This window comes from Paenibacillus sp. J22P277 (assembly GCF_059383675.1).
The window spans coordinates 372452-396864 of sequence record NZ_JBXENS010000006.1 but is presented as its reverse complement, the minus strand read 5'-3'; the positions used below and the strand labels follow the sequence as shown (position 1 = coordinate 396864).

Here is a 24413-nt window from a genome sequence, read left to right as displayed (position 1 = left end):
TTATGGTACAAGGGCTGTAGAGAGCGTTAGATAGTGCGTTTTCAGAGTATCCGATTCCTTTGTGGTGGAGGTCGAACGGGGTACATCTTTACTCCTCCTTGTAAAGATGTCGATATCGCATCATAATGCTGGCCAATCTTTGGCAGTGTGTTATAATATTATAGAACACTGTTCTATATTATAAAACAAAAGGGTGTGCAAAGCGTTACATGCCAATCATCCAAGCCGTCGACCGCGCGCTGGCGATTCTGGAACTCTTCGACGAGAATAACCGCGAGCTTAAGATAACGGAGATCAGCGCACGCATCGGTCTGCACAAGAGTACCGTGCATTCCCTATTGAAAACGCTTCAAAAGCACCGCTATATCGAGCAGGACGAGAATGGATTGTATCGCCTCGGCATGCGATTGCTGGAGAAGGGGCAGCTCCTTCTGCAAGGCTTCGATCTGCGCGGCATTGCTGCGGGACCGCTGCAACAATTGTCCGGCGAGACCGGACAGACCGTTCATCTTGTCATACGGGATGGCGCAGAGGGCGTATATATCGATAAGGTCGAGGGCAGCAAAGCCGCAATCCGATACTCCCGCATCGGACGCCGCGTCCCGCTTCACAGCAGCGCGGTCGGGAAAGTACTGGCGGCGTTTATACCGGAGTCGGAGGCGGAGCCGCTCTTGAAGGGGTACGTATACGTCATTCATACGCCGCAGACGATCGCCGGCGAAGAAGCCTTCCGCCAAGAACTGAAGAACGTGCGGGAAACGGGCGTCGCTTACGACCGCGAAGAGAATGAGCCGGGTGTACGGTGCGCAGCCGCTCCGGTATACGACCATACCGGGCACCTTGCCGCCGCGATCAGCATATCGACAATGGCCGCGACGGCCGGCGATATGCAGTTGGCGGATTTTGCCGATAGGCTCAGTGGCACGGCGGCGCGTATTTCACAAGGTCTCGGGTTTAGGCCGCGGTGATCGGATGAATCCGGCGACCGCTCTTGCCGGTGTTCTTGTCCGCTTGAATGAGAACGACGTTTTATAATATAAAACACTAGTTGGAGGCGAAGCGAATGCGCATTTTTCGTTACCGGGATGATTCACGCACGTATCTGGGCGCTTTGACGGAGGACGGAACGGCTTACCGGTTGGAGGAACCGGATCTTATGACGCTTGTCGGGAACGCGCGGAAGGCCGGTTCGTCGACCGCGGATTATGTAGGCGGGTTACTGCAAAGCCGGCCGTCGCTTGGATCGCCGCCGGAAACGCTTGACCTCGTGACCCCGCTTGAAGCGCCGGAGGTATGGGCAGCGGGCGTAACCTATCAGCGCAGCCGGGAAGCGCGCAATTACGAAGCGACGGCGGGGCGGCAGGGCGCCGATACGTTCTATGATAAGGTGTACGACGCCGAGCGGCCGGAGCTGTTCATGAAATCGACCGCTGCGCGTACCGTCGGGCCCGGCGAGCACGTATGCATTCGCGGCGATTCGTCGTGGCAGGTGCCGGAAGCGGAGCTGGGGCTGGTGTTGGACCGGAGCGGCGGAATTGTCGGCTACACGGCGGGCAACGACATGAGCTGCCGCGATATCGAGGGCGAGAATCCGCTCTACCTGCCTCAAGCGAAAATATGGAAGCGTTCTTGTGCGATCGGTCCCTTCGTCCGGTTGGCGGAGACGGTGAAGGATCCGTATGCGCTCGCCATTTCCTGCCGTATTTATCGCGGCGGCGAGAAGGTCGTCGATGAATCGGCCAATACCGGGCAGTTGAAACGCCGGCTGGAGGAGCTCGTCGGGTTCTTGAAGCGGGACAATGAGCTGTATGACGGCACCGTGCTGCTGACCGGCACATGCCTTGTACCGCCGGACCAGTTCACGCTTGCGTCCGGCGATCGGATCGAGATTGAAATCGAAGGCATTGGCACGCTTGTAAATACGGCGGTGTATACCCACGAGCTGGAACCTGCACGCATTGAGGGATAATACGCAAGGAGGAAGAGACAAATGGCAGTTCGCGACGAAATGACGATTCAAGGTACAGTTACAATCGACAATTATATAGGCGGCGAATGGCAGACGCCGGCCGCAGGGCAGCGGATGCCCAGTATCAACCCTGCTCATAGAAACGAGATTGTCGGGCAGGTTCCCGATTCGGACTTGAACGATCTGAACGATGCGGTAGCTTCGGCCGAAGCGGCCAGAAAAGCTTGGCGCAAGCTGAGCGGCGCCCAGCGCGGCGCGCTGCTGTACAAGGCGGCGGACCTGCTGGAAAGCCGCGTGGACGAAATCGGACGGATGATGACCCGCGAGATGGGCAAGACGCTCGCCGAGGCGAAGGGCGAGACGGCACGAGGAGCGGCTATCCTGCGTTATTACGCAGGAGAAGGCATGCGGCCGGTCGGCGACGTCATTCCATCTACGGACGCGGAAGCGCTGATGTTTACGACGCGCGTGCCGCTCGGCGTCGTAGGCGTCATCTCGCCTTGGAATTTCCCGGTGGCGATCCCGGTGTGGAAGATGGCCCCGGCCCTGATCTACGGCAATACCGTGGTCTGGAAGCCGGCGGCCGAGACAGCCGTAACCGCGGCGCTGATCATGGCATGCTTCCACGACGCGGGCTTCCCGGGGGGCGTCGTCAATATGGTGATCGGCGACGGTGCCGTTATCGGGCAGGGAATCGCCGAGCATTCGGGCATTCATGGCGTCACGTTCACCGGGTCCAATGCCGTCGGCAAGCGCGTCGGTCAAATCGCGCTGGCGCGAGGCGCGAAATACCAGCTTGAGATGGGCGGCAAAAATCCGATCATCGTAGCCGCAGACGCCGACTTGGACCTCGCCGTCGACGCCACGATCAGCGGCGGTCTCCGTTCCACGGGGCAGAAGTGCACGGCGACAAGCCGCGTCATCGTCGTGCGCGACGTATACGAGACGTTCAAGGCGAAGCTGCTCGAGAAAGTAAACGGGCTGCGCATCGGTGACGGCCTGGCGGCGGATACGTGGCTCGGCCCCTGCGCGAGCGAGAAACAATACGAGACCGTCAAGCGGTATATCCGCACGGGGGTCGAAGAAGGCGCCGTGCTGTTGACCGGCGGGGAGACGCCGGCAAGTCCGGAGCTGGAGAACGGTTTCTACGTGACGCCTGCCGTATTCGACCGGGTGACGCCATCGATGACGATCGCGCGGGAGGAAATATTCGGCCCTGTGCTGGCATTGATCGAAGCCAAGGACATGGATGAAGCGATCGAACTCGCGAACGAAACGGAATACGGGCTCAGCGCTTCGCTGTATACCCGCGATCTCGGCAGCGTGTTGACGTTCGTGCAGGATATGGATGCGGGGCTTGTCCGCGTCAACGCCGAGACGGCGGGCGTGGAGCTGCAGGCGCCGTTCGGCGGGATGAAAGGCTCGAGCTCGCATTCGCGGGAACAAGGGCAGGCGGCAATCGAGTTCTATACGGCAATCAAAACCGTGTTCTTGAAGTCTTGATCGGGAGGAAGCGCGTAATGAACGAACAGCTGCGGGCGATCATGGGACCGGAAGACGACTCGTATTTCGAGGTGGAGACTCACGCGGCGGGACCGTCCGGTTCGCTGCCGCTGACGCCGGAGCTGCTGCTGAACGCGCCGAGCGGCGACTTGTTCGGCTGGAGCCAGAACGTAGGCATGGGCTGGAAGGCGGATCGCCTGCGGGGCCGGGAGGTGCTGATTCTCGGTACGATGGGCGGCATCCGTAACGAGGACGGCACGCCGGCGGCGCTCGGCTACCACACCGGCCACTGGGAGATCGGCCTGCTGATGAAGGCGGCGGCAGAAGAAGTAACGGGGGCAGGCGGCATTCCGTTCGCCGGTTACGTCAGCGACCCGTGCGACGGCCGCTCGCAGGGAACGACCGGCATGTTCGATTCGCTCCCGTACCGCAACGATGCGGCCATGGTGATGCGGCGGCTCGTCCGCTCGCTGCCGACGCGCTCGGCGGTAATCGGCGTCGCTACGTGCGACAAAGGGCTGCCCGCCATGATGGTGGCGCTTGCCGGTATGAGGAATTTGCCCGGCGTCATCGTGCCCGGCGGGGTGACGCTGCCTCCGACGCGCGGCGAGGATGCCGGCAAAATACAAACGATCGGAGCCCGGTATGCGAACGGCGAGTTGTCGTTGGAGGAGGCCGCCGACCTCGGCTGCCGCGCCTGCGCGACGCCGGGCGGGGGATGCCAGTTTCTTGGCACGGCCGGCACCGCCCAGGTGGTGGCGGAAGCAATGGGGCTCACGGTGCCGCATGCCGCTCTTGCTCCTTCGGGACAGCCGGTCTGGAGCGCGATGGCCCGGCAGTCCGCCCGTGCGGCCATGTCGCTGGCAGCGCAGGGATTAACCATGGAACGGGTGTTGACAGACGCATCCATTCGTAACGCCATGGCGGTACATGCCGCTTTCGGCGGCTCGACCAACCTGCTCCTGCATATACCGGCAATCGCGCATGCAGCGGGACTAGCCGTCCCGGATGCAAGCGATTGGGCGGAAGTGAACCGCGCCGTCCCGAGGATCGTCAGCGTTCTCCCGAACGGACCGGTACCGCATCCGACCGTACATGTGTTCCTCGCGGGAGGGGTACCGGAGGTTATGCTCCATCTGCGGCGGATCGGCGTATTGGACGACACGGTCCTTACGGCTGCCGGCGTTACGCTGGGCGAGACGCTCGATTGGTGGGAGACTTCCGAGCGCCGGCGGCGCATGCGCGCCTACCTTGCGGAGCGCGAGGGGATCGACCCCGACACGGTCATATACAGTCCGGAGTCGGCGCGAGCGGCCGGACTCGCGCCGACCGTTACGTTCCCGAAGGGTAATCTGGCGCCCGAAGGTTCCGTCATCAAATCCACGGCGATCGACCCTTCCGTTCTGGATGAAAATGGCGTGTACCGGCATACCGGCCGCGTGAAAGTGTTTGTCACGGAACGGGACGCGATCCGGGCGATCAAGACGGGCGGCATTGCCGCCGGCGACATTCTTGCGCTTATCGGACGCGGGCCGTCCGGTACCGGGATGGAGGAGACGTACCAGCTGACGTCGGCGTTGAAGCATTTATCCTTCGGACGTCAGGTATCGCTCCTGACCGACGCCCGGTTCTCCGGCGTATCGACAGGCGCATGCATCGGGCACATCGGGCCCGAAGCGCTCGCCGATGGGCCGGTCGGACGGCTTAGGGACGGCGATTGGGTCGACATCTCAATCGATACGCGCAGGCTGGAAGGCAGCATCCACATGGTGGGCTGCGGAGCGCAGCCTGAATCGCCGGAAGCCGGCACGGCCATTCTGGCCGCCAGAACGTCTCATCCGGGTCTGGCGGAGGACCCGTCGCTGCCGGACGATACCCGGTTATGGGCAGCCCTTCAAGCGGCAAGCGGCGGCACTTGGAAAGGCTGCGTCTACGACACGGACCGCATCATCCGGACGCTGAAGGCCGGCATGCAAGCGCTTGCAAGAAATGGCGATTAATCGCTGTGCTGCAGTGCTGGAGTCAATAAGAGAACAAGAAAAGGAGATTGCGAATATGAGTAAAGCGCCAGAACCGAATCAGCCGCTCGTGACGCATATTTACACTGCGGACCCGTCCGCCCATGTGTTTGAAGGCAAGATCTATATCTATCCGTCGCATGATCTGGATCTTGACGGACCCAGCAACGACAACGGCGACCAATACGCCATGGAAGATTACCGCGTGCTGTCGATGGACGGCTTCGATTCGCCTGTCGTCGAACATGGCGAAGCGCTGCACCTGAAGGACATTCCGTGGGCTTCGAAACAGCTGTGGGCGCCGGATGCGGCATACAAGAACCGCATGTACTATTTGTTTTTCCCGGCAAGGGACCTAGAAGGGAATTTCCGCATCGGCGTAGCGACGTCGCAATTACCGGCAGGCCCGTTTGCTCCGCAGGAACGCTATATCGCCGGCAGCTTCAGCATCGATCCTGCCGTGCTGGTAGACGACGACGATCAAGCGTACATCTATTTTGGCGGCTTATGGGGAGGCCAGCTGGAGAAATGGCAGACCGGCGAGTTCGACCCCGCTGCAACGGGACCCGCGCCGGACGAGCCTGCCCTGGGGCCGCGCGCGGCGCTGCTGAGCGAAGATATGCTGAGCTTCAAGGACAAGCCGCAGGAAATTTCGATCGTGGACGAAATGGGTCATCCGATCCTGGCGGGAAACGAGGAGCACCGATTCTTCGAGGGTCCCTGGGTACATAAGTACAATGGCTTGTATTACTTGAGCTACTCGACAGGCACGACTCACAAGCTGGTCTACGCGGTCAGCCCTAATCCGATGGGCCCTTATACCTTTAAGGGGACGATCCTTACGCCCGTTATCGGCTGGACAACGCACCACTCCATCGTGCAGTTCGGAGAGAAATGGTATCTGTTCTACCACGACTGCTCGCTGTCGGAAGGCGTGAACCACAAGCGCTGCGTCAAGTATACGGAGCTGCGGTATAACGAGGACGGTACGATTCGGACGATCGATCCTTATCAATAGAAAATAGGCGATCTCCAGCTCATTGCGAGAGGCCAATTAAAGATCCGGCTATATTGCTTGCCAGGACAATTCACCATCAGTTCATACTCCCAGGTCTTAAGACATGCGTATTACCAGCACCTTGCCACTTCTTATGCGCGGGGTGGTTTAAATATCGTCGCAAGAGTTGTTTTCCTCACATCTGCATGTTTGAGCCATTGCTTATAGTATTGTGACGCCATCCCCTAAGCTCCATTAAGAAACAGCCTTTAAACACAAGGTTTTCCATGTGTTTAAAGGTTTTTTGTATGTTGAAATAATGCTCGCATTAGGTCAAACGGAGCATTTGTTCATGAGCATTTGACTAAACCCTTGTTCGTGCCTCTTATTCACCGCCACTACCTCAACAACGAATGGCAGAGATGCCGTTTTTTTATGTTAGCGTGCCGAGCTTAGCACGGATCTTCTAGCCGGCGAAAGTCCGGTCGCGGAAGGACCAAGCAACCTTCGTAGCCAGGAGGCCTGCGTATGGCGAAATCTTTGCGTGGCAAGCAACAATATTTCGTCCTTTACTCTAGATCAACACAAATCCTCTCTGAAATTTACAATTTAATGATCTGAATATAACAATAAAGCTGTAAGATACAATTTGTGACGTTTGGCAGGGGACTTCATAATGTGTTGAAAATAGTCGATTTTAATCAGCGATTGCTATCCCTCTGTTGAAAACAATTAATTTAACGTATGTAATGATGCGTGTTCACTGAAGAAAGGATAAAAGTAAAATGAAAAAAAAGATAAAAATTTACGCGCTCTTCATAATTGTATTTGTGATGGCGGCGGTAATCATAGGTATTCTAACAGAAAAAAAGAAGAATGATGCCGAAACATTATTATATCCTGTGCAAGTCGATGGGAAATGGGGCTATGTAAATAAAAAGGGGACTATTGAAATCAAACCGATTTATGCTTGGGCCGATGACTTTCATGATGGTATCGCCGTCGTTGAGTTAAGTTCGGATGGCAGCCAAGATGCAAGGGAAGATGATAGCGTAAAATACGGCGCGATCGATATGACCGGGAAAATGGTAGTAAAGCCGGATTTTTCATATATAACCAAGTATAACGAAGAGGTAGCCGGTGCGATTAAAATCGATCAGGACACGTATGACCTTACATATTTCATCCTGGATAAAAGAGGTAAGATTTTATACACGTTGCCTACTGATATGCAGATCGTTTCGATGCTGTTCAATGGAAGCGGTACGCCTACGCAAAGCGAAGGCGCGATCTTGGTACAAGACGATAAAACCGAAATGTATGGGTATATTAATCGTTTTGGGAAAATTATTATTCCCTATCAATATTATGAAGCGAATAGCTTTTCTAATGGCTTGGCTTTAGTAAAGAACGATAAGAGACAATACGAGTATATCGACAAAACAGGAAAAGTAATGATCGACGCTAGTAAATATAGTTCCGGCAGCAGCTTCTCGGAAGGATTAGCAGCGGTAGCCGTGCAGGATAAGGAAACCTCCGTTACTAAATACGGATATATCGATAAAAAGGGCAATATGAAGATCGAACCTCAATTCGCGAAGGCATACGGTTTTTCAGAAGGGCTTGCAAAGGTTTGCGTGGGCGACAGCATCAATGCATACTCAATCGGATACATCGATGAATCCGGAGCGTATAAAGTGGTCCCCAATTTAAATGATCACTATGATGAGACGCTGTTTACGGAAGGTTTAGCTCCGATTGCCGACGGTGCTGGCGGGTATGTCAATAAGGACGGGCAACTTATGGTTAATCCGGTTATTCCGAAAGATCAGGACAATTATATTAAGCACGATATGGCCGGAGAGTTTAGAAACGGCATTGCCAAAGTAAGCTTTACCGATGGCAGGATTGGCTATATCGATAAAACCGGGAAGTATGTCTGGGACCCTAGAAACTAAACGAGGTTGAGTTATGCATGTACTGGATCGTTATCAATCTGTTTTGCCGGGCCTTTGTTTCCTTACAGACGATCCCTACAGAGTGAAGATGATCGCGGCGCACTACTTGGACAGCGTAGATATTTTTACGGAAACGAGAGGACAAGTTGGTCTAACGGGAACGTTTAATAATGTCCCCATCATCGTTTTATCGGCTGGGATCGGCAAGACATCAACGATGGCTTATTTAACGGAGCTATGCTTGAAAAATCAAATCAAGCGCGTTGTTTATTATGGGGATTGCATTACCGATGATCCTAGCTTATCGGTTGGTTCGGCAATGTACATAAATAAAGCGTATGAAAATGGAAAATGCTATGAGGCCTCTGAAAAACTGCTTCAATATACGGAAGCTATTTTGAGAGAAACCGGTATAAACGTAGACAGCTGTACAACTACGACCGACGATAATTATTTAATGGATAGCACATATACGATCAGCCCGGAATCCAAGATTTTAGACTTTACGACAGCTCCAATCTATAAGCTGAACGAAACCTCTATCGGTATAGAGGTTTTATCAATCCTTCATGTTTGTGAAAATAGGAGCACGAATGAAACAATCGGGGAGGCAGCAAGACAAAGCGGGGGGCATACCGCCATTCTTCTGGCGCTTCGGATCCTTTCATTTCATGCGAATATTTTGCAATAAATAATTCTACAAGGAGCGAGGACATGAAAGCATTAAAAAAAGTGCTGTGGAGTATAGGCCTGTCAAGCCTATTATTAGTGAACAGCGTATTGCCGTCATTTCCGGCAACAACGGCATTCGCTGCTACTACGGTTAATGATACCGTCAATCCGCCGCAAGCAACAACAGGGAAGTCTGAAATCACGAGCTGGAATTTAGGCGCTTTACCTGGAACTGCAAACACTACCGGGGATATCGCCGCCACAAGCGGTTATTACAATGACGCCACTACGTTGCTGCAATTGTACCAAGGAGTATCTCCAACGAAAGTGACTGCTTTTACTTATTCTACATCCTCGTTAAAAAGCATGGGTTTCAATAGTCCAAGTTATTGGATGGTCAGTACATCAACAAAAGGATTTAATAACCTAGTACTTAATTTTATGATGTATTCCGCAGCAACAGGTCCGAGAGATTTTAATTCGGAGTGGAGTACAAATGGTAGTACATGGAATAGTTTCGGGAACTTGAATACTACGGGCTTTTCAGTAAAGAATCAAAACGCGACACCGGTCAATTACGGAATGGTATTACCGGCTTCTGCCGAAAATCAAGACAAACTCTACATCAGGGTCGTCAAAAGTTCTGAAACCCAAACGAATGGTTCTCAGATAGCTACCAACGTTGGTAATAATATCAACAATATTCAGCTTTATGGAACTAAAGATCCAGCATCTACAACGCCGTCAGTTGCCGCAACGCCTGACGCAACGAACGCGATATTAGATGTAACGCCGATCACGTTATCGAATACGGATCCAACCGCGCAAATTTATTACACCACAGACGGTACGAACCCGTCGACAACAGTGGGCGGCTCCACGAAATTGTATGCAGCGCCGATCACGGCTCTATCCGAAGGCGGCTTTGCGGGAACTAACCCGTTTGTCGTCAAGGCCGTAGCGAAATCGCCGACGCTTATGCCGTCCGATGTCGTTACCCTATCTTACAATCAGCAGACCATTACATCGAATGCGGACGCGAAAAAGCTTGCTGCCGGGACTGATGTCTGGGTTAAAGGCATTGGTACGTACTTAAACGGAAACACGACCTTATACATGCAAGACGGCATGAACGCCGGCAGCGGGATCACGATTTATAAATCCGGCGGAGACTTCTCTTCCTATCTGGGCAAAGAAATCTACGTCCATGGGAAAACGTCGCCGTATAACGGCTTGATGGAAATTGTTCCAGATGCCGTAGATGCGGCGCATGTCGTTGTACGTAACGATGCTCCGACTCTCCCGACTCCGACCAAAATCATGTTCAGTCAGCTTGCAGACAGAACGTATGAGGGAATGCTGGTCGCTGTCGACACGGTGAAACTCGTCACGATCGCCGGAACGGGAACGAGCTATTATAATCACACCGTCAGCCAGGCAGGCGTTTCGGCTACATTGCGTACCAAAGGTATTACTCTAGCAGCTGGAACTTATGCGAACATCACAATGGCCGTCGCGATTTATAACAACGGCGTGCAGTTGTTTTCCTCCAATACGGCCGATCTTACCGCTGTTTCAGCGCCGACGGTGGAGTTTATGACTTCCAGCGTAACGCCAGGAACGGCAGTGCCGCTTAACGCCAAGGTGACGCTTGCGACCGCAACTACGGGCGCGACCATTACCTATAGCGTAAATGGAGGCGCTCCTGTTACGAGTACGGGCAATTCGGTCGACGTTACGGTCGATGCATTCCAAAACGGAACTGCAACGATTACGGCAACGGCGACAGACGGCACCTATACAACGGCGACGCAAACATTTACCTATAAGCAAAGCAAGGTCGCTAATGTATTAGCAACCCCAGGGAGTTCTGCAATTACCGCCGCTACGCCCATCGCATTAACATCGGCTACGGCGGGTTCAACGATTCTATATTCGATCTATAAAAATTCTTATTCTGCAACGGATGGTACGCTCGTGGGCACGGTCGACCAAGCTTATACGGATCCGATCACATTGGATGCCACGTACTTCCCGGTAAGAATCGTTGCAAAAGCAACGCTTGCAAATTATGTGGACAGCGATCCTGTAACCTACGCCTATACGGCCAAGAAAGCTACCGGCGGGGAAAAGAACTATTACGGATCGCTTCACGCGCATACGATTAACTCGGACGGTCAAGGCACCTTGGCGGAGGCGTATACTTATGCAAGAGATCAGGGCAAATTCGATTTCTTTATCGTAACCGACCACTCCAACTCATACGATTCGGCAACCTACGACGTGAACGCGGATAAGAATATTAATGATTACAACACGGCCAACGCTGCTTGGCTTAACGGCAAAAAGGCGGCAACGGACGCAGCCACTCCTAATTTCGTGACCGATTACGGTTATGAGATGACATGGTCCGGCGGCCCGGGACACATGAATACCTTTAACACAACGGGTTTTGTCAGCCGCAACAACGCGACTTTGAATAACAAAACGAACGATGCGGGACTGCAAACCTATTATCAAATGCTTAAAAGCACGCCGGGCTCCATTTCCATGTTGAACCATCCCGGAGCTACATTCGGTAACTTTGCGAACTTTGGCTATCATGACAACGCGATCGACGATAAAGTTACGCTTGTCGAAGCAGGCAACGGCGAAGGAGCCATCGGCTCCGGCGGATACTTCCGTTCCGTCGATCAATTTATTTTGGCGCTGGATAAAGGCTGGCACGTGGCCCCTACTAATAACGGCGATAATCATAAAAAGGGCTGGGGCACTTCGAATACCGCCGCGACGGTCGTGTATACGAACGATTTTACATTGACCGGCATTTATACGGCATTGCATGACCGTTCGGTATGGTCGACGGAAAACCGGGATTTGGATGTTACCTATCATCTGTCCGACGGAACGAACACCTACAGCATGGGCGCTATCTTGGATAATCCCCCTGCGACCGCAGACATCACGGTAACAGCAGCCAATAAGAACCCAGGCGTGGAGACCAGCAATATCGCATCCGTCAAGCTGATCAGCTACGGCGGTAAAATCGTAGATCAGCAGACCTACCCTGTCGGAACGAGCAACGTCAATTACACCTATTCGATGACGGCGCCTTCTGCCGGTTATTACTTTGCAATCATCACGGACAACCAAGGTTTTATCGCCGTCACCGCGCCGATATGGCTCGGCTCAGCGCCGAAGGTCGGCATTAACTCGGTCACCAACAGCGCGGTCATGCCGGTTACGACAGAGGCATTGAACGTAACGACAAACTTCTTCAATGATGAAAGTACGCCTGTCACGCTGAAATCTATTTCTTATGCCGTAGACGGAGATTCCGGCGCCGACAAAACGGTGACGCTCGGCACAAGCATCGCGCCCTCCGGTGTCGCTGCGGATGTATTCAGTTATACGCCGACGACTCCCGGAACCAAAACCGTTACGATCAGCGCCGTGCTTACGTTGAACGGCGTCGATAAGACGTATACGGCGACCAGCACGATGAAGGTTGTTGATATCAACGCCGTATCGTATGTCGGACTTGATGCCTCGCACGGCAATGAATACGTCAGCGGAGGAAGCTATCCGAATACGATGGCCAATATGATGACTCTCGCAGGGGCAAACAGCGTGAGAGTCGTACAGCTGAACACGTCGGCGGATCTAATCGCCGCTACCGGCAATCCGAAATACAAAATGATCATTTTGAATGCTCCTTCAAGAAAAAGCGTTCCGGCATGGGGGACTCCGGCCAACTACACGGCGGCGGAAACCGCGGCGTTGAAGGCATTCGCGGAAAACGGAAACACGCTTGTCTTCGGAGATATCGCGGACTACTCGGAATCCACGAACGCGGATCCGGCTTCACCGAAGAAGCATATGTCCGAGCTGCAGAACGAGATCCTGGCAGCCATCGGTTCCACGCTGCGCGAAGGCGACGATGAGGTGTTGGACGACGATAAGAACGGCGGACAAGCGTATCGCTTGTATCCGACGGAGTTCAACATGGCGAATCCGTTGCTGCAAGGCGTCGTCGACGGACAAACTTACAGCCAATACTCGGGTTCAACCATTTACGCTGTCGACCCGGATACCGGAGAAAGAACCTCCACGCTGCCGGCGACGGTAAGCCCGCTCGTGTTTGGCTTCCCAACCACGTATTCGGCTGAAACCGACAATGACAACTTTGGATACGGCACGACCAAGCCTGCTTTCCCTTACGTCACCGTAGGAACGAATAAAACGGATAAAGGAAAGAGCAATTCGGATGGGCTTTATATCCCGAAATATGTCAATCCGAACAGCGAGGTTGCAACGAACCCGGAAGAGAAACTTATCGCGGCATCCGAAACGGTCACGCATGCGAACGGTAAAACGTCCCTTGTCGTCGTTGCCGGCGGATCGTTCATGAGTAACTTTGAAATCCAGGTTACGCAAGAAAACGCCGGGACATTGCCATATGTCAATTACAATTTGATGGATAACCTGTATAAAACGGCTAATCCGCAGACGATCACAAGCATTGCCGATGCCAAGAATCTGCCGGATGAAACGGAAGTTATCATTGAAGCGACAGCAACGAGCGAGGTAAATACGCAAAGCACAAATCCGGATACGAACAAAGGTTTCTTCGATGCGATATATGCGCAGGACGCATCGGGCGGGATCAATCTATTCCCGGTTGCCTCGGGCATTCAAGAAGGACAAAAAGCAAGGTTCGAAGGCAAGATCACGCATTATCAAGGCGAAGTCGAATTGACGGTCAGCAAAATCACGGTTTTGAATCCAAGCATCCAGAAAATCGCGCCTTCCGCGCTCTCGACGACGGCTTCCATGTCGCCCGAAAACACCGGACTTTTGGTGAAAACGGAGGGCATCGTATCGGATATTAACAAAGACGAAGACGGAACGGTCAATCAATTCACGATCGATGACGGGTCCGGCCCGGCAATCGTATTCATTAACGGATACATCACGAAAGGAACGACGCTTCCGTTCGTTACGGTCGGAGCAAAAGTGTCCGTAGTCGGTTTGGCTTCGATCGGCGAGGTTGTCAGCGATTCGGACATGCATCCTAGAATCCGGGTCAGAGACCGTTCCGAGATCGTGAACGTCCCGGTAACGACGCAGCCCCCTGTAACGACGCCGCCGGCGATTATCGCCGTAACGGGCGTGACGGTTGACGCGAGCAGCTTGAACCTGAAAGTAGGCGGCACAGGTACGGTGACGGCGACGGTCGCTCCGTCGAACGCGACGAACAAAGCCGTTACATGGAGCACGAGCAACAATGCGGTCGCAACGGTCGCCAACGGCGTCGTGACGGCGGTAGCTGCCGGCACGGCAACCATTACGGTAACGACGGTAGACGGCAGCCTGACGAAGACGGTGGCGGTAACGGTAACGGCTGCTACGACTTCGACACCTCCAACGGGCCCGACGGACCCGAACACGCAGCCGGAAGTGGCATTCACGGATCTGCCGAAGAGTCATTGGGCATACAAAGTGATACAAGAATTGGTAGCGAAGGACATTATCGTGGGTACGTCCAGTACGACCTTCGAGCCGGGTCGCCAAGTGACCCGTGCCGAGTTCATCACCATGATCGTGCGGGCATTGGGGCTGAAGCAAACATCGGATGTGCGCTTCAACGACGTGGCGGCGAACGCATGGTACGCGCAATCGGTCTCGGCTGCTTACGCTGCGGGGATTGCCAAAGGAAAGAGCGCCTCGACGTTTGATCCGAATGGCGCGATTACGCGAGAAGAAATGGTCATTATGGCTGCACGTGCGTATGAATTGCTCAAAGGAACGAAACTGGACAACTATTCGGGAAGCTTCTTCAAGGATTCGGATCAGGTGTCAGATTGGGCGAAATCATATGTACAAGCTGCTGGGGAAATGAAATGGATCAAGGGTAGAGCAGAAGGCAAGTTTGAGCCGAAAGGAATTTCGACTCGTGCCGAAGCAGCGCAATTGCTCTACAATATCATTCAGTAATGTCTCGAGCCCTCTAGGATCCATATGAATAAGAAGAAAACCCTTGAGAAATCAAGGGTTTTCTTTATTTACCACATCTAATGGATGTGGTTTTTTGTTTAATTGTGGAAGCTCATTGAGTGCAAACCCGGTTTTTGCATCGCATCCCTCGGACTGGCCGGGACTACTTTTTGCCGTCAGTGATGTTCTGGTAATATCGTTCGCCGGTGCGCGGGTTGTACCACACCCGCTGCTTGATGCCGGTCGTCGGATCGATCGCGATTTCATCCGTTTGCTGGAAATCATATGGCGGTTCGTTGACGTCCTGCTTTAATCGCTTGCGCCGATAGACGAAGGTGGCAATGACGGAGATGACGACGATTACGGGACCAACGATAAAATAGAGGCCAACGAAGAGAGTCATCGTTAGAGCTTCTCCGCCACGACCGCGGTTCCATAAGCGACGATTTCCGACATGGACTGGCCGATCTCGCCCGAGTCGAAGCGCATCATCACGATGGCGTTCGCACCCATGGCATGGGCATTCTGAATCATGCGGTCGATGGCGGCTTTGCGCGCGTCCTCGATCATTTCGGTATATTCCTTGATTTCGCCTCCGAACAGGCTGCGGACGGAAGCGGAGATGTTTCCGCCAATCCCGCGGCTTCGGACGGTGACGCCAAAGGTGTGGCCCAGTACGCGTTCAATTCGGTGGCCCGCGATGTTTTCGGTGGTGACAACGAGCATGATGTTGGCTCCTTTGCGCTTTTCTTCAACTGTAACATGCTGGAAGTCGATGCGCAAAGCATCAATTGAGGTACTTACCAATGTCTGACATTGGAGAAATGACCGCTCGTCTGAAAGGTGACACTTGTCATGCCCTTTCTATGATAGTTGATACTAATCCGTACACAAGCGCTGCGGTATCCTGAGTACGTATTCAACTCTATAATCGCAAGGGAGGGCTTCATCCATGTCGCAAAAAAACATTCCCAGAGCGGCTGTCACGGGCGCGGCCACCTGTGTTCTCTTTATGGCATTCTTCGGGATGTTGTGGGCGGGGATCGGAATCGGCGGACTGCAAGGTTGGAGAGGCTCCTGGCTATGGATCCCGTCTTTGTTGATCAGCTGCTTCGGCCTCGAAGGCGCGCTGATCGGGATTGCAAGCGGGATCTGCGGCGCAACCGATCACTTTGATGTCTTCTTTCCCGTCATGGCGCTTATCGTCGGCGCGCATTTCTTTCCGTTGGCACGTCTCTTCCGGATCCGGATTCATTATTTGGCGGGAGCGACCCTTTTGCCGGAACTACTTTACTGGCGATGCCTGCGAGAGTTACATGGGGAGAGCATGAAATCGTGGCATGGCGGGTATCCGTCGGTTTTGGTTCAGCACTGATATTATGGGGTACCGGCGCGGCGGTTTGGCTCGCGGGTCGCGGGATGCTTCATCGAGCTCGGAGGGGACGATCGTGATCTAGCAGCCGGCCGGCGCCGGGTGACAAGCGCATAGTAACGCACAAAGCCGCGCCATTTGCGGCTTTTTGTATGTTGTTGACTAGTTCGGATTCTAGCGGGAAGTCGTATTTTGCATCCTAAGGGAATACGGCAACAGAAAGCGACATTATTTTTAAAAGACCCATGCTAGAATTATGAGCGGGCTCCAATTCGCCATCGTATTAATAACTAATTGATGCTTCTCTCAATTAAGCAACATATATTTTTCAAGGGTGGAGAATATATTGGCACAATGCTTACAGAGCATCATGGGAAATTTTATGTTTATTTGCATGCCATCGATTTTATATTTCGTTTTCTGGACGAAATACGCGGAGAAAACCGGCAAAGTGCAGAACATCGTATTGTTCCTGTTTTTAAGCACGGCCATTATCTTATGCTTGTCTTTTCCATACCATTACGAAGGCGACTATCTGTTCGATTTTAGGATGATTCCGCTTGTGCTGGGCATTTTATACGGTGGTCCAAGAGTGGGAGCGGCACTTCTAGTTCTATTGATGGCATACCGCTGCATGCTCGGCGGCGATGGCGTCTTTATCGCTTTGTTGGTTGCAGGAGGAACATACTCGAGCCTTGTGGCCATCTCGATCAAAACCCGATTAAACACCCGCGCGAAACGGTTTCAAGCCCTTTTGCTATCTACCGGTCTGGTACCGATATCATTGAAGATTTTCTGGTGTATGATGACTCATGCGACCTACAATAGCCTAATGCTTCACGTGTCATTCAGGGTGATCGAGTTCCTCGGGATCTGCATAACCGTGTACCTGGTGGAATTCGTCAGCAGTTATTTCAGAATGCAAAAGGAACTTCTGGAGATTGAAAAAATGAGGGTCATGAGTCAAATTGCCGCTAGCGTATCGCATGAGATCAGAAATCCATTGACGACCGTAAAGGGGTTATTGCAGCTGTTCAACGAGAGGGAACTTTCTGCGGCGAAGCGCGAGAATTTGACCGAAGTGGCCTTGAGTGAACTGAATACGGCGATTAACATCATATCGGATTATCTAACCTTCGCCAAACCTCAAATGAAGAAGATGGCCTTTCTTGACTTGTCGGCGGAGCTTCAGCAAGTCGTTAGCGTATTAACGCCATATGCAAACATGCAACAAGTAACGTTAACGGTGGTCACGGATACCGATCATTCGATTCTCGGGGACAGTCAGCAGCTCCGGCAAAGTTTAATCAACCTGATCAAAAACGGCATTGAAGCTTCCTCGAACGGAAGGGTGGATATCGCCGTTAAAATAACGCGGGAAACGGTGTTGATCCGGATCCAGGATACGGGCTGCGGCATGACGGCAGAACAGATCCAAAGGCTCGGTACGCCTTATTATTCAACGAAAGAAAAGGGCACGGGTCTCGGTACCATGGTAGCCTTTAGCATTATCAAGGCCATGAACGGTTCCATACATGTGGAGAGTCAAATTAATAAGGGGAGTCTATTCGAAATTTCATTTCCGATCGCCGCGCGATTGTAGAAACGAGCGTTAAGTTAGCGGCAGCAAAGGGCCGGGACATCACTGCAATCGGAACGACGGTGCCGAGCAGTTCTATTCTTATTCATGCAAACAAAGGAGCCAAGCAGGCAAAGCCGCTTAGCTCCTTTTCCATTTCGCGCGTGAACTCTCCCATTGCATGATTCGATTAACAATCGTTTACGCGCGGGACAACCTCAACGACCTACTCCCTAAAGTCTACGCTGCCCGTAATGCCCGGGCTCACCGCTACCGGCCGATCGATGTGTTCAAAACGATTATGGCTGATCACGACATCATCCGCATCGATCGCCTGCACGCCGATCGCCGCATGCTTGAACAGATTCCCCGTAATCGTGATATGGCGATTATGTTTTCCTTCGAAGCCCGCGGATTTGATGCCGATGCATCCCTCGGCCCCATAGCGCGGGTAGAACCCGCAATGATCGAACTCGCAATCCTCGATGCGAATGTTCGTGGCGTGTCCGCCTTCCGCATGCGTCGGGAGCTCGGCGCCGAGCAGTATCCCCGGATTCATCGTGTGGCGATACGTGCAGTTCGCGATACGCACATTGTCGTTGCGGATCAGATGCCCCGCGCCGGCAATGTTGACGAATGCGGAGTCTACGCACGTGTAGCTGTCGGCCTCCCAATAATCGGCCGCGCATAAGGTTCCCTCTGCCGCAAAGCCGGGAATCGCCTCCGTGAACCGCACGCGATAGACGTGACCGCGATCCTGCTTCTCCGCATGCGACCAACTCTCGATCGTCCTTCTTTCCATATGCTCGCCCGCGTAAAATTCGATATGCGTGCCGGCCTGCAAGGCCGCGAAGGTATACCTGCCGAAGAACAGCGCCTCGCGGGAGGAAAGCTTGTTCTCCAATAAAAGCCAGTTGCTTTGGATATTCTGACCGTCCATTCGGACGCCTTCCACGTACATCCTCCTGATGTCGATGCGTCCGCCGCACTTGAACAGCTTCCAGGCATCTCTCGGTCCGGTAAATAAACGGTTCCCGTCCGGTTTGAATACGACGCGGTCCGCGGTAATATGACGGCAGTTCTCCGCCAACATGGCAAATCCGTTGGCATTCATGACGCGCAAATTAGCTAGCGTCAGATGGTCGCATCGGGCGAAATACGTTTGGAAATCCGTTTGAGCGCCTTGATGCCAAGACAGATGCTCGCCCAGCCGAACCTTGGCGGCTACGGCCGCGCTGTCAAGGCGAAGCTGCCGATTGCCTGCCTGCCGCCATCCCGCATCGGCGCCGCCCCCATACGTGACGCTTTCCCCGATCAATGCCCCTGTCGCCGGGTCCAACCGATTCATGCAGTAGGTACCCATCCCCTCGTAGCATGGATTGCCTTCAAAGACCTCGACCGTGATCGAACTATCCGTGCGGGCGACGACTACGCCAGCGGATGCGAATTCGGGCTCCCGCGTAAAGGCCAGGTTCTCAAGCGACAGCTGCTCATTGTTCTCGCACCACAGAATAGACGGCAGAAATCCGTGCACGGCCCCGTCATTATAGCCGACAAGCACGGTTGCGGGCTCGCCGCGTTCGTCGACCGCTCCTTGAAGCGTCAACCCTTGCGTATTCAAAACCGTGATATGGCACGCTTTCGTTCGTTGATTCCCGCTTCCCGCATCGTGGATCATGCCCTCGGTTTCCAACTGCACGACGGAATCCAACCGGTACCTCCCCGGTTCAAATACAACCCGCTTGGCTCCCCGGGCGATCGCCGCTCGAATCGCTTCCCGAATGCCTGCCGAGCTGTCCGCATCGGATGGCGCGGTAAAATCCTTCACATAGATGCATGCTTCCGAAACCATACCCAATCTCTCCTTTATCCACGCTAAATATGCCAATCGTCGTCAGCTTCTCCTCATTATAAAATCTCCTTTGATCCCCGAATATGAAGGATCTGACGAAAACATTTGCAATCTCACTTTTATCCGATCTCGCCGAAGGCCGTTGCCGGCTCTTAAATCGTAAACCGCGAAAGCGAAGCTTCCAGCCGCTTCGACACTTCCTCGAGCTGATTGGAGAGTTCGACCAGCCGCTTGCTGACCTCCAGCTGTCCGCCGCTGATCGCGGAAACCTGCTGCGTCGCGGCCATCGCTTCCTCGGATACCGCGCCCACTTGGCTGATAGTCATCGACAGCTGCTCCTGCTTTGAAATACTTATGATTGTATCGATGATATCGATATGGATTGCAAACGGATAGGCTCGGCCATCCGACTGCCAATATACGAGAAAAGTGATAGTGAACAACCAAAGAAATTGAATTCAGTCCGCTGCGCCTTGCGCGTATGATGAAGCTACTATCATCCGAAGTCCGGCAGCATCTCCATTCCCGTGGCGTCTGCAGACTTTGGCAAAGGAGGCGTCAATCGTTTGCGGCCGACATTAGCTTGCCAGACGCATAGCGTTTGAGCGAGAGGCTTTAAGGCATTTTGGAAGCGATTACATATTGTGTTGGCTGTTATTTGGCCAGGTTCCGACGTTCTCGGCTGCGATGTCGTCCAGGGTGAATCGTTTCCGAATCTCGAAAGGCATTGCAAAGGAGGGCAAAGGTTAAGATCCAGCATGACGTGGGGGGTCAGCCGTCGGAAGAGGGGATACCCGGAGCGCGGTCAAGGGCCCATCCATAGATGAGGGGAGCTCTCCGGAAAGTCAAAAGAGAAATCGTTATGCACGCGTACGAAATTGCGAGAAAACACGAATCGATAACGGGAGGATACACTATGCAATCGCGAAAAAGAATGCGCAGCGCCTTTACGGCGATGCTGGCCTTGACGACGTCGTTCGGCCTCGTCGCGCCGGCGGCCTTTGCCGCGTCGGACGACCAATACGGGTACGACCGGCGGGACGACAAGAACTTCGTGAGCAATACCTCCGTCTTGGAACGGTATTCGCCTGAAGGCCTCAACAACATGAGCTACAAGATCACCACGCCTCGGGCACAGGCAAACGCTCAGTTCACGACCGATCCGATCGTCGTGGACGGCGTCAAGGACGCAGCCTGGGACAAGGCCGCGGCTTACCCGATCGGCAATAAGTTCAACACGGCCATGACGGCCGGCGCTCCCGAGGCCACGACCGAAGGCACCTTGCGGCTGATGTGGGACGGTCCGGTCCTCTACGCTTTGGTGGAAGTCACCGGCGACGCCGTGGAAGCCGACACCGGAACGCCGAACTGGAATACCGCCAGCTACACGCCGGCGATGGACGGCCTGTTCGTCTCGATGGACGTCTACAATGATAAGTGGGGCCTCGAGACCGATACCCAAGGCATCTTCTTCTTGGGCGCGAACCCGGACGCAACAGCGGCGGGCTCGTTCAATAACCCCACGATTCCCTCCCTGGGATCGTTCTTCAACCCGAACAATCAGGACTATTCGACGCGCCTCAAGGCGTTCAAATCATCCGGCTATAATGCCGCGACCAACAGCCCCGGCGTCAACTACACCTACGAGGTCGCGCTGCAGGTCGAAGGATGGGGCGACGACTGGGACCGCGAGCTGACCAACGGCACGCAGGTCGGCCTGGACGTGGGCATTTACGACCAAAGCCGTTCCTTCACCTACTGGAGCCGCTCCGACTTCAACGCGGGACGCGAAGGCAATTCCAACCTGCCGAACTCCGAACGCGTCCGAAACCGCGACTGGGGCGAGGTCACGCTGGCCGGCTGGGACAAGCAGTCTCCGCTCGCTTACAGCGGATGGCGCGCCGACGAAGACATTCGCTTCTGGAATTCCAAGAACAATCCCGGCGGCTCGGGCAACGGCACGGACGCGGCCAACGACGGAGACGGCAGCAACGTATGGACCCCTGCGTCCAAGGATCGCATGGTGAAAGCCAAGGCGGCCTATATTGCGATCAAGGGCGACGCCGCGGCCACGCGCGAAGAGAAAGAGGCCGCCGTACTGGAGGTCAGTCAAGCGTTCGCTGGACTGCGCTGGGCGGATACGAAGTACCCGGACCCGCATGACCTGCCCGCGGTCAATACGCTGCCCAACGTCTGGGAGTTCTTCGACAAGACCAAGGGCACGAACGGCATGGTCACCAACGAAGCGGAGTGGGCCGAGCGCAAGCAGGAGATTCTGGATTTGGCCCAGTTCTACGAGTATGGCTACAAGCCGAAGCTGGGCGTGGATTACAACGTATCCCTCGTCACGAACGCGTACGCGGGAACCGGCGACGCCACCGTGACCGCCAAGGTGACGCCGACGAACGTTAACTTCACCGGCGGAACCGAGCAGACCGTGACCGTCACCGTCAAGATGCCGACAGCGGGCGTCGTTGAAGGCCAAGCGGCGCCGATATCATTCGCCGGCAGTTGGACCGCGAACGGCATCGCCAATATCGCCTTCCCCAATTGGGCGGCGGACGGCATGCGCTCCGATAACGCGGCGTGGCCCGCGCTTAACCGCGCAGGCATCTTCTATAATCTGTTTCCGTATTCGCGCAACAGCGCCGCCGGCGACGTGAGCATAGAGATGGCGAACGCCACGGCCGTGTCGGCTTACTTGGACATCTTGGAGCTGGCCGTCGCCGACAACCAGGCCTTGGCGGCCAAGATCGATCCGAACCGCGCGGTCACCAAAGGCTTCTCCATCAACGGCAAGCTCGCCTTCGTGGCCGGCGTGTTCGACGACCGGATCAAAGCGATCGTGGCCGGCGGCGCCGGCGCAACCGGCCCGGCCAACTGGCGCTATAACGCGCAGGGCCAGGAGTTTAATTTCAAAGACACGCCGTTCAGCAACGACAATCCCGGTGCCGAGAAAATCGTCGCCCACGGCACGGAAGGCGGCGGCAACAGCTACCGGCACAACCGTACCCGCGAGACCGAGATGTTCCGCCATTTCCTGCCGTACGGCCATATGTACAAGCATGAGGAAGGTTCGTACTCGTACGGCGAATACAGCCGGTTGCCGTTCGACCAAACGTCGCTCGTGGCCACCCTTGCGCCGGATCGCGCGATCATCATCGATACGAATCTCAACGACTATAACGACGGCTCCGCGACCGACAACATGAGCCTGAGCACGGCGAAGGCCGTGTACAAGGCGCTCGGCGTCAACGGCGACGATTTCGTCAAATTCAACACGGGCAACTACGTGTCCAGCGGGGATCCGCATGGCGCGGCCAATCCCGCCGTGGAAGGCAAGTACCTGTCCGACCTGTTCTACGGCACCCATACGCTGTCCGGCGAGGAAGCGGCGCGGCTGAACACGGACCCTTATTCGCTGAAGGTCGCGAACGGTCAGACCCAAAGCCCGTACGATTATTATTGGGGCGGATTCAACACGATTACCGGCGGCACGGACGGCATTGACGGCACGGATGGCTGGTATAGCTACAAGCTGCCCGAGGTGGTCGATCCCGCGGCGATCAACGCGTCGCTGACTTCCGCGGACGGATATGCCGGAAGCCAGGCAGCGATCGCGCTCAAATTCGCCAACGTCAAAGACCTGGGGGGCGCCAACCTCGTCGTGTCCTACGACAGCACCAAGCTGGCCTTCCAATCGATCAGCTTCGCGGACGGCTTCACGCAGCATGAATACAACACCGATACGCCGGGACAGCTGAAGATGGCGATGCTCAGTCCGGACGGCATGACGAAGGATGAGCTCGACGCGGCGACGATTACCTTCACCGTCGATCCGTCCGCGGCCGAGGGTACCGAGATTCCCGTCACGCTGACCGCGGCGGAGGCCGTCGACAACACGGCCGACAAGACGGATATTCCGGTCCATGTCGCGGCTGGCGGGGTCATCACCGTCAAGACGATGCAGGTCCCGGTCGTCGCGAACGTCGGATTCAGCGGGGAAGCCGTCGTCGGCAAAACGCTGACCGCGACGTACGCGTACAGCGATCCGCAGGGTCTGCCGGAGCAAGGAACGGCGTTCAAGTGGCTCATCTCGGATGACGGCACGAACTTCGTCCCGATCGCGGACGAAACCAATGCCAGCTTGACCGTGAAACCGGCGTATGCAGGCAAATACCTGCGCGTCGAAGTCACCGGCAAGAACAATTCTGGCGTGTCGAGCGCTCCGGTCGCCGGCGATAACGGCCGAAACAAAGTCCTCGCTCTTGGCGATGCGATGCAGGACGGCGACGTGAGCTATAAGGATGCGCTGCACGTCCTGCAGTATACGGTGAGCAAGGTGCAGCTCGACGCGCAGCAATTGGCGGCTTCGGACATGAACGGCGACGGCGCGGTCGATGTGACGGATGTCGTGGCGATTCTCCGCCTGTCGCTTGTCGTATAACTCATTTCAGGCAAGAAACCTAGGTTCATGGATTGGTTGGCCTTTGCAT

The 24413-nt window shown here is 54.7% G+C and carries 15 protein-coding genes; 11 read left to right on the top strand and 4 right to left on the bottom strand.

The window, feature by feature from the left end:
- Positions 1 to 209 precede the first annotated feature (209 nt).
- The 8 genes from AC50YL_RS22585 to AC50YL_RS22550 all read left to right on the top strand — a co-directional run bounded on the left by AC50YL_RS22585 (position 210) and on the right by AC50YL_RS22550 (position 15114).
- On the top strand, positions 210 to 968 hold the full coding sequence (locus AC50YL_RS22585) for an IclR family transcriptional regulator (RefSeq protein WP_494834894.1): 759 nt from the start codon (positions 210 to 212) through the stop codon (positions 966 to 968).
- Between the two features lie 95 nt (positions 969 to 1063).
- Positions 1064 to 1969 (top strand): fumarylacetoacetate hydrolase family protein, encoded by a 906-nt coding sequence (locus tag AC50YL_RS22580; protein WP_494834893.1) that lies wholly within the window; start codon positions 1064 to 1066, stop codon positions 1967 to 1969.
- 39 nt (positions 1970 to 2008) lie between these two features.
- Positions 2009 to 3472, top strand: coding sequence for an alpha-ketoglutaric semialdehyde dehydrogenase GucD (gene gucD / locus AC50YL_RS22575; protein WP_494835284.1), 1464 nt, complete (start codon positions 2009 to 2011; stop codon positions 3470 to 3472).
- 17 nt (positions 3473 to 3489) lie between these two features.
- Positions 3490 to 5472 carry a YjhG/YagF family D-xylonate dehydratase gene (locus tag AC50YL_RS22570; protein ID WP_494834891.1) on the top strand — a complete coding sequence of 661 codons (1983 nt, stop codon included), beginning with the start codon at positions 3490 to 3492 and terminating at the stop codon, positions 5470 to 5472.
- Between the two features lie 55 nt (positions 5473 to 5527).
- Complete coding sequence (locus tag AC50YL_RS22565) at positions 5528 to 6508, top strand: glycoside hydrolase family 43 protein (protein WP_494834889.1); 981 nt, start codon at positions 5528 to 5530, stop codon at positions 6506 to 6508.
- Positions 6509 to 7272: 764 nt separating this feature from the next.
- Complete coding sequence (locus tag AC50YL_RS22560) at positions 7273 to 8445, top strand: WG repeat-containing protein (RefSeq protein ID WP_494834888.1); 1173 nt, start codon at positions 7273 to 7275, stop codon at positions 8443 to 8445.
- A 13-nt stretch (positions 8446 to 8458) separates the two neighbouring features.
- The gene (locus AC50YL_RS22555) at positions 8459 to 9136 is read left to right on the top strand and encodes a phosphorylase family protein (RefSeq protein ID WP_494834886.1); all 678 of its coding nucleotides are present in this window, start codon (positions 8459 to 8461) and stop codon (positions 9134 to 9136) included.
- Positions 9137 to 9159: 23 nt separating this feature from the next.
- A complete protein-coding gene (locus tag AC50YL_RS22550) occupies positions 9160 to 15114 on the top strand; it encodes an S-layer homology domain-containing protein (protein ID WP_494834884.1) in 5955 nt (1984 codons plus the stop codon).
- A gap of 163 nt (positions 15115 to 15277) precedes the next feature.
- On the opposite strand, the gene AC50YL_RS22545 is transcribed toward AC50YL_RS22550, so the two are convergent.
- Together AC50YL_RS22545 and AC50YL_RS22540 are read right to left on the bottom strand one after the other, a co-directional pair.
- Entirely contained in the window at positions 15278 to 15517 is a 240-nt protein-coding gene (locus AC50YL_RS22545) for a hypothetical protein (RefSeq protein ID WP_494834883.1), read from the bottom strand.
- A gap of 2 nt (positions 15518 to 15519) precedes the next feature.
- On the bottom strand, positions 15520 to 15840 hold the full coding sequence (locus AC50YL_RS22540) for a YbjQ family protein (protein ID WP_494834881.1): 321 nt from the start codon (positions 15838 to 15840) through the stop codon (positions 15520 to 15522).
- Positions 15841 to 16066: 226 nt separating this feature from the next.
- Here AC50YL_RS22540 and AC50YL_RS22535 point away from each other — a divergent pair, with 226 nt between their 5' ends.
- Together AC50YL_RS22535 and AC50YL_RS22530 are read left to right on the top strand one after the other, a co-directional pair.
- Positions 16067 to 16489: a hypothetical protein gene (locus AC50YL_RS22535; RefSeq protein WP_494834880.1), complete on the top strand. Its 423-nt coding sequence runs from the start codon at positions 16067 to 16069 to the stop codon at positions 16487 to 16489.
- Positions 16490 to 16832: 343 nt separating this feature from the next.
- The gene (locus AC50YL_RS22530) at positions 16833 to 18089 is read left to right on the top strand and encodes an ATP-binding protein (protein WP_494834878.1); all 1257 of its coding nucleotides are present in this window, start codon (positions 16833 to 16835) and stop codon (positions 18087 to 18089) included.
- Between the two features lie 202 nt (positions 18090 to 18291).
- Here the strand turns inward: AC50YL_RS22530 and AC50YL_RS22525 are convergent, their stop codons facing one another.
- Positions 18292 to 19917 carry a right-handed parallel beta-helix repeat-containing protein gene (locus AC50YL_RS22525; protein ID WP_494834877.1) on the bottom strand — a complete coding sequence of 542 codons (1626 nt, stop codon included), beginning with the start codon at positions 19915 to 19917 and terminating at the stop codon, positions 18292 to 18294.
- A 152-nt stretch (positions 19918 to 20069) separates the two neighbouring features.
- Complete coding sequence (locus tag AC50YL_RS22520; RefSeq protein ID WP_494834875.1) at positions 20070 to 20243, bottom strand: hypothetical protein; 174 nt, start codon at positions 20241 to 20243, stop codon at positions 20070 to 20072.
- A 590-nt stretch (positions 20244 to 20833) separates the two neighbouring features.
- On the opposite strand from AC50YL_RS22520, the gene AC50YL_RS22515 reads away from it, so the two are divergent.
- Complete coding sequence (locus AC50YL_RS22515) at positions 20834 to 24364, top strand: glucuronyl esterase domain-containing protein (RefSeq protein WP_494834873.1); 3531 nt, start codon at positions 20834 to 20836, stop codon at positions 24362 to 24364.
- Positions 24365 to 24413 lie beyond the last annotated feature (49 nt).

Bases quoted from the DNA above. Each gene is read 5' to 3' on its own strand.
- AC50YL_RS22585 (WP_494834894.1), top strand. From the start codon at position 210: ATGCCAATCATCCAAGCCGTCGACCGCGCGCTGGCGATTCTGGAACTC.
- AC50YL_RS22580 (WP_494834893.1), top strand. From the start codon at position 1,064: ATGCGCATTTTTCGTTACCGGGATGATTCACGCACGTATCTGGGCGCT.
- gucD (WP_494835284.1), top strand. From the start codon at position 2,009: ATGACGATTCAAGGTACAGTTACAATCGACAATTATATAGGCGGCGAA.
- AC50YL_RS22570 (WP_494834891.1), top strand. From the start codon at position 3,490: ATGAACGAACAGCTGCGGGCGATCATGGGACCGGAAGACGACTCGTAT.
- AC50YL_RS22565 (WP_494834889.1), top strand. From the start codon at position 5,528: ATGAGTAAAGCGCCAGAACCGAATCAGCCGCTCGTGACGCATATTTAC.
- AC50YL_RS22560 (WP_494834888.1), top strand. From the start codon at position 7,273: ATGAAAAAAAAGATAAAAATTTACGCGCTCTTCATAATTGTATTTGTG.
- AC50YL_RS22555 (WP_494834886.1), top strand. From the start codon at position 8,459: ATGCATGTACTGGATCGTTATCAATCTGTTTTGCCGGGCCTTTGTTTC.
- AC50YL_RS22550 (WP_494834884.1), top strand. From the start codon at position 9,160: ATGAAAGCATTAAAAAAAGTGCTGTGGAGTATAGGCCTGTCAAGCCTA.
- AC50YL_RS22545 (WP_494834883.1), bottom strand. From the start codon at position 15,517: ATGACTCTCTTCGTTGGCCTCTATTTTATCGTTGGTCCCGTAATCGTC.
- AC50YL_RS22540 (WP_494834881.1), bottom strand. From the start codon at position 15,840: ATGCTCGTTGTCACCACCGAAAACATCGCGGGCCACCGAATTGAACGC.
- AC50YL_RS22535 (WP_494834880.1), top strand. From the start codon at position 16,067: ATGTCGCAAAAAAACATTCCCAGAGCGGCTGTCACGGGCGCGGCCACC.
- AC50YL_RS22525 (WP_494834877.1), bottom strand. From the start codon at position 19,917: ATGGTTTCGGAAGCATGCATCTATGTGAAGGATTTTACCGCGCCATCC.
- AC50YL_RS22520 (WP_494834875.1), bottom strand. From the start codon at position 20,243: ATGACTATCAGCCAAGTGGGCGCGGTATCCGAGGAAGCGATGGCCGCG.
- AC50YL_RS22515 (WP_494834873.1), top strand. From the start codon at position 20,834: ATGCAATCGCGAAAAAGAATGCGCAGCGCCTTTACGGCGATGCTGGCC.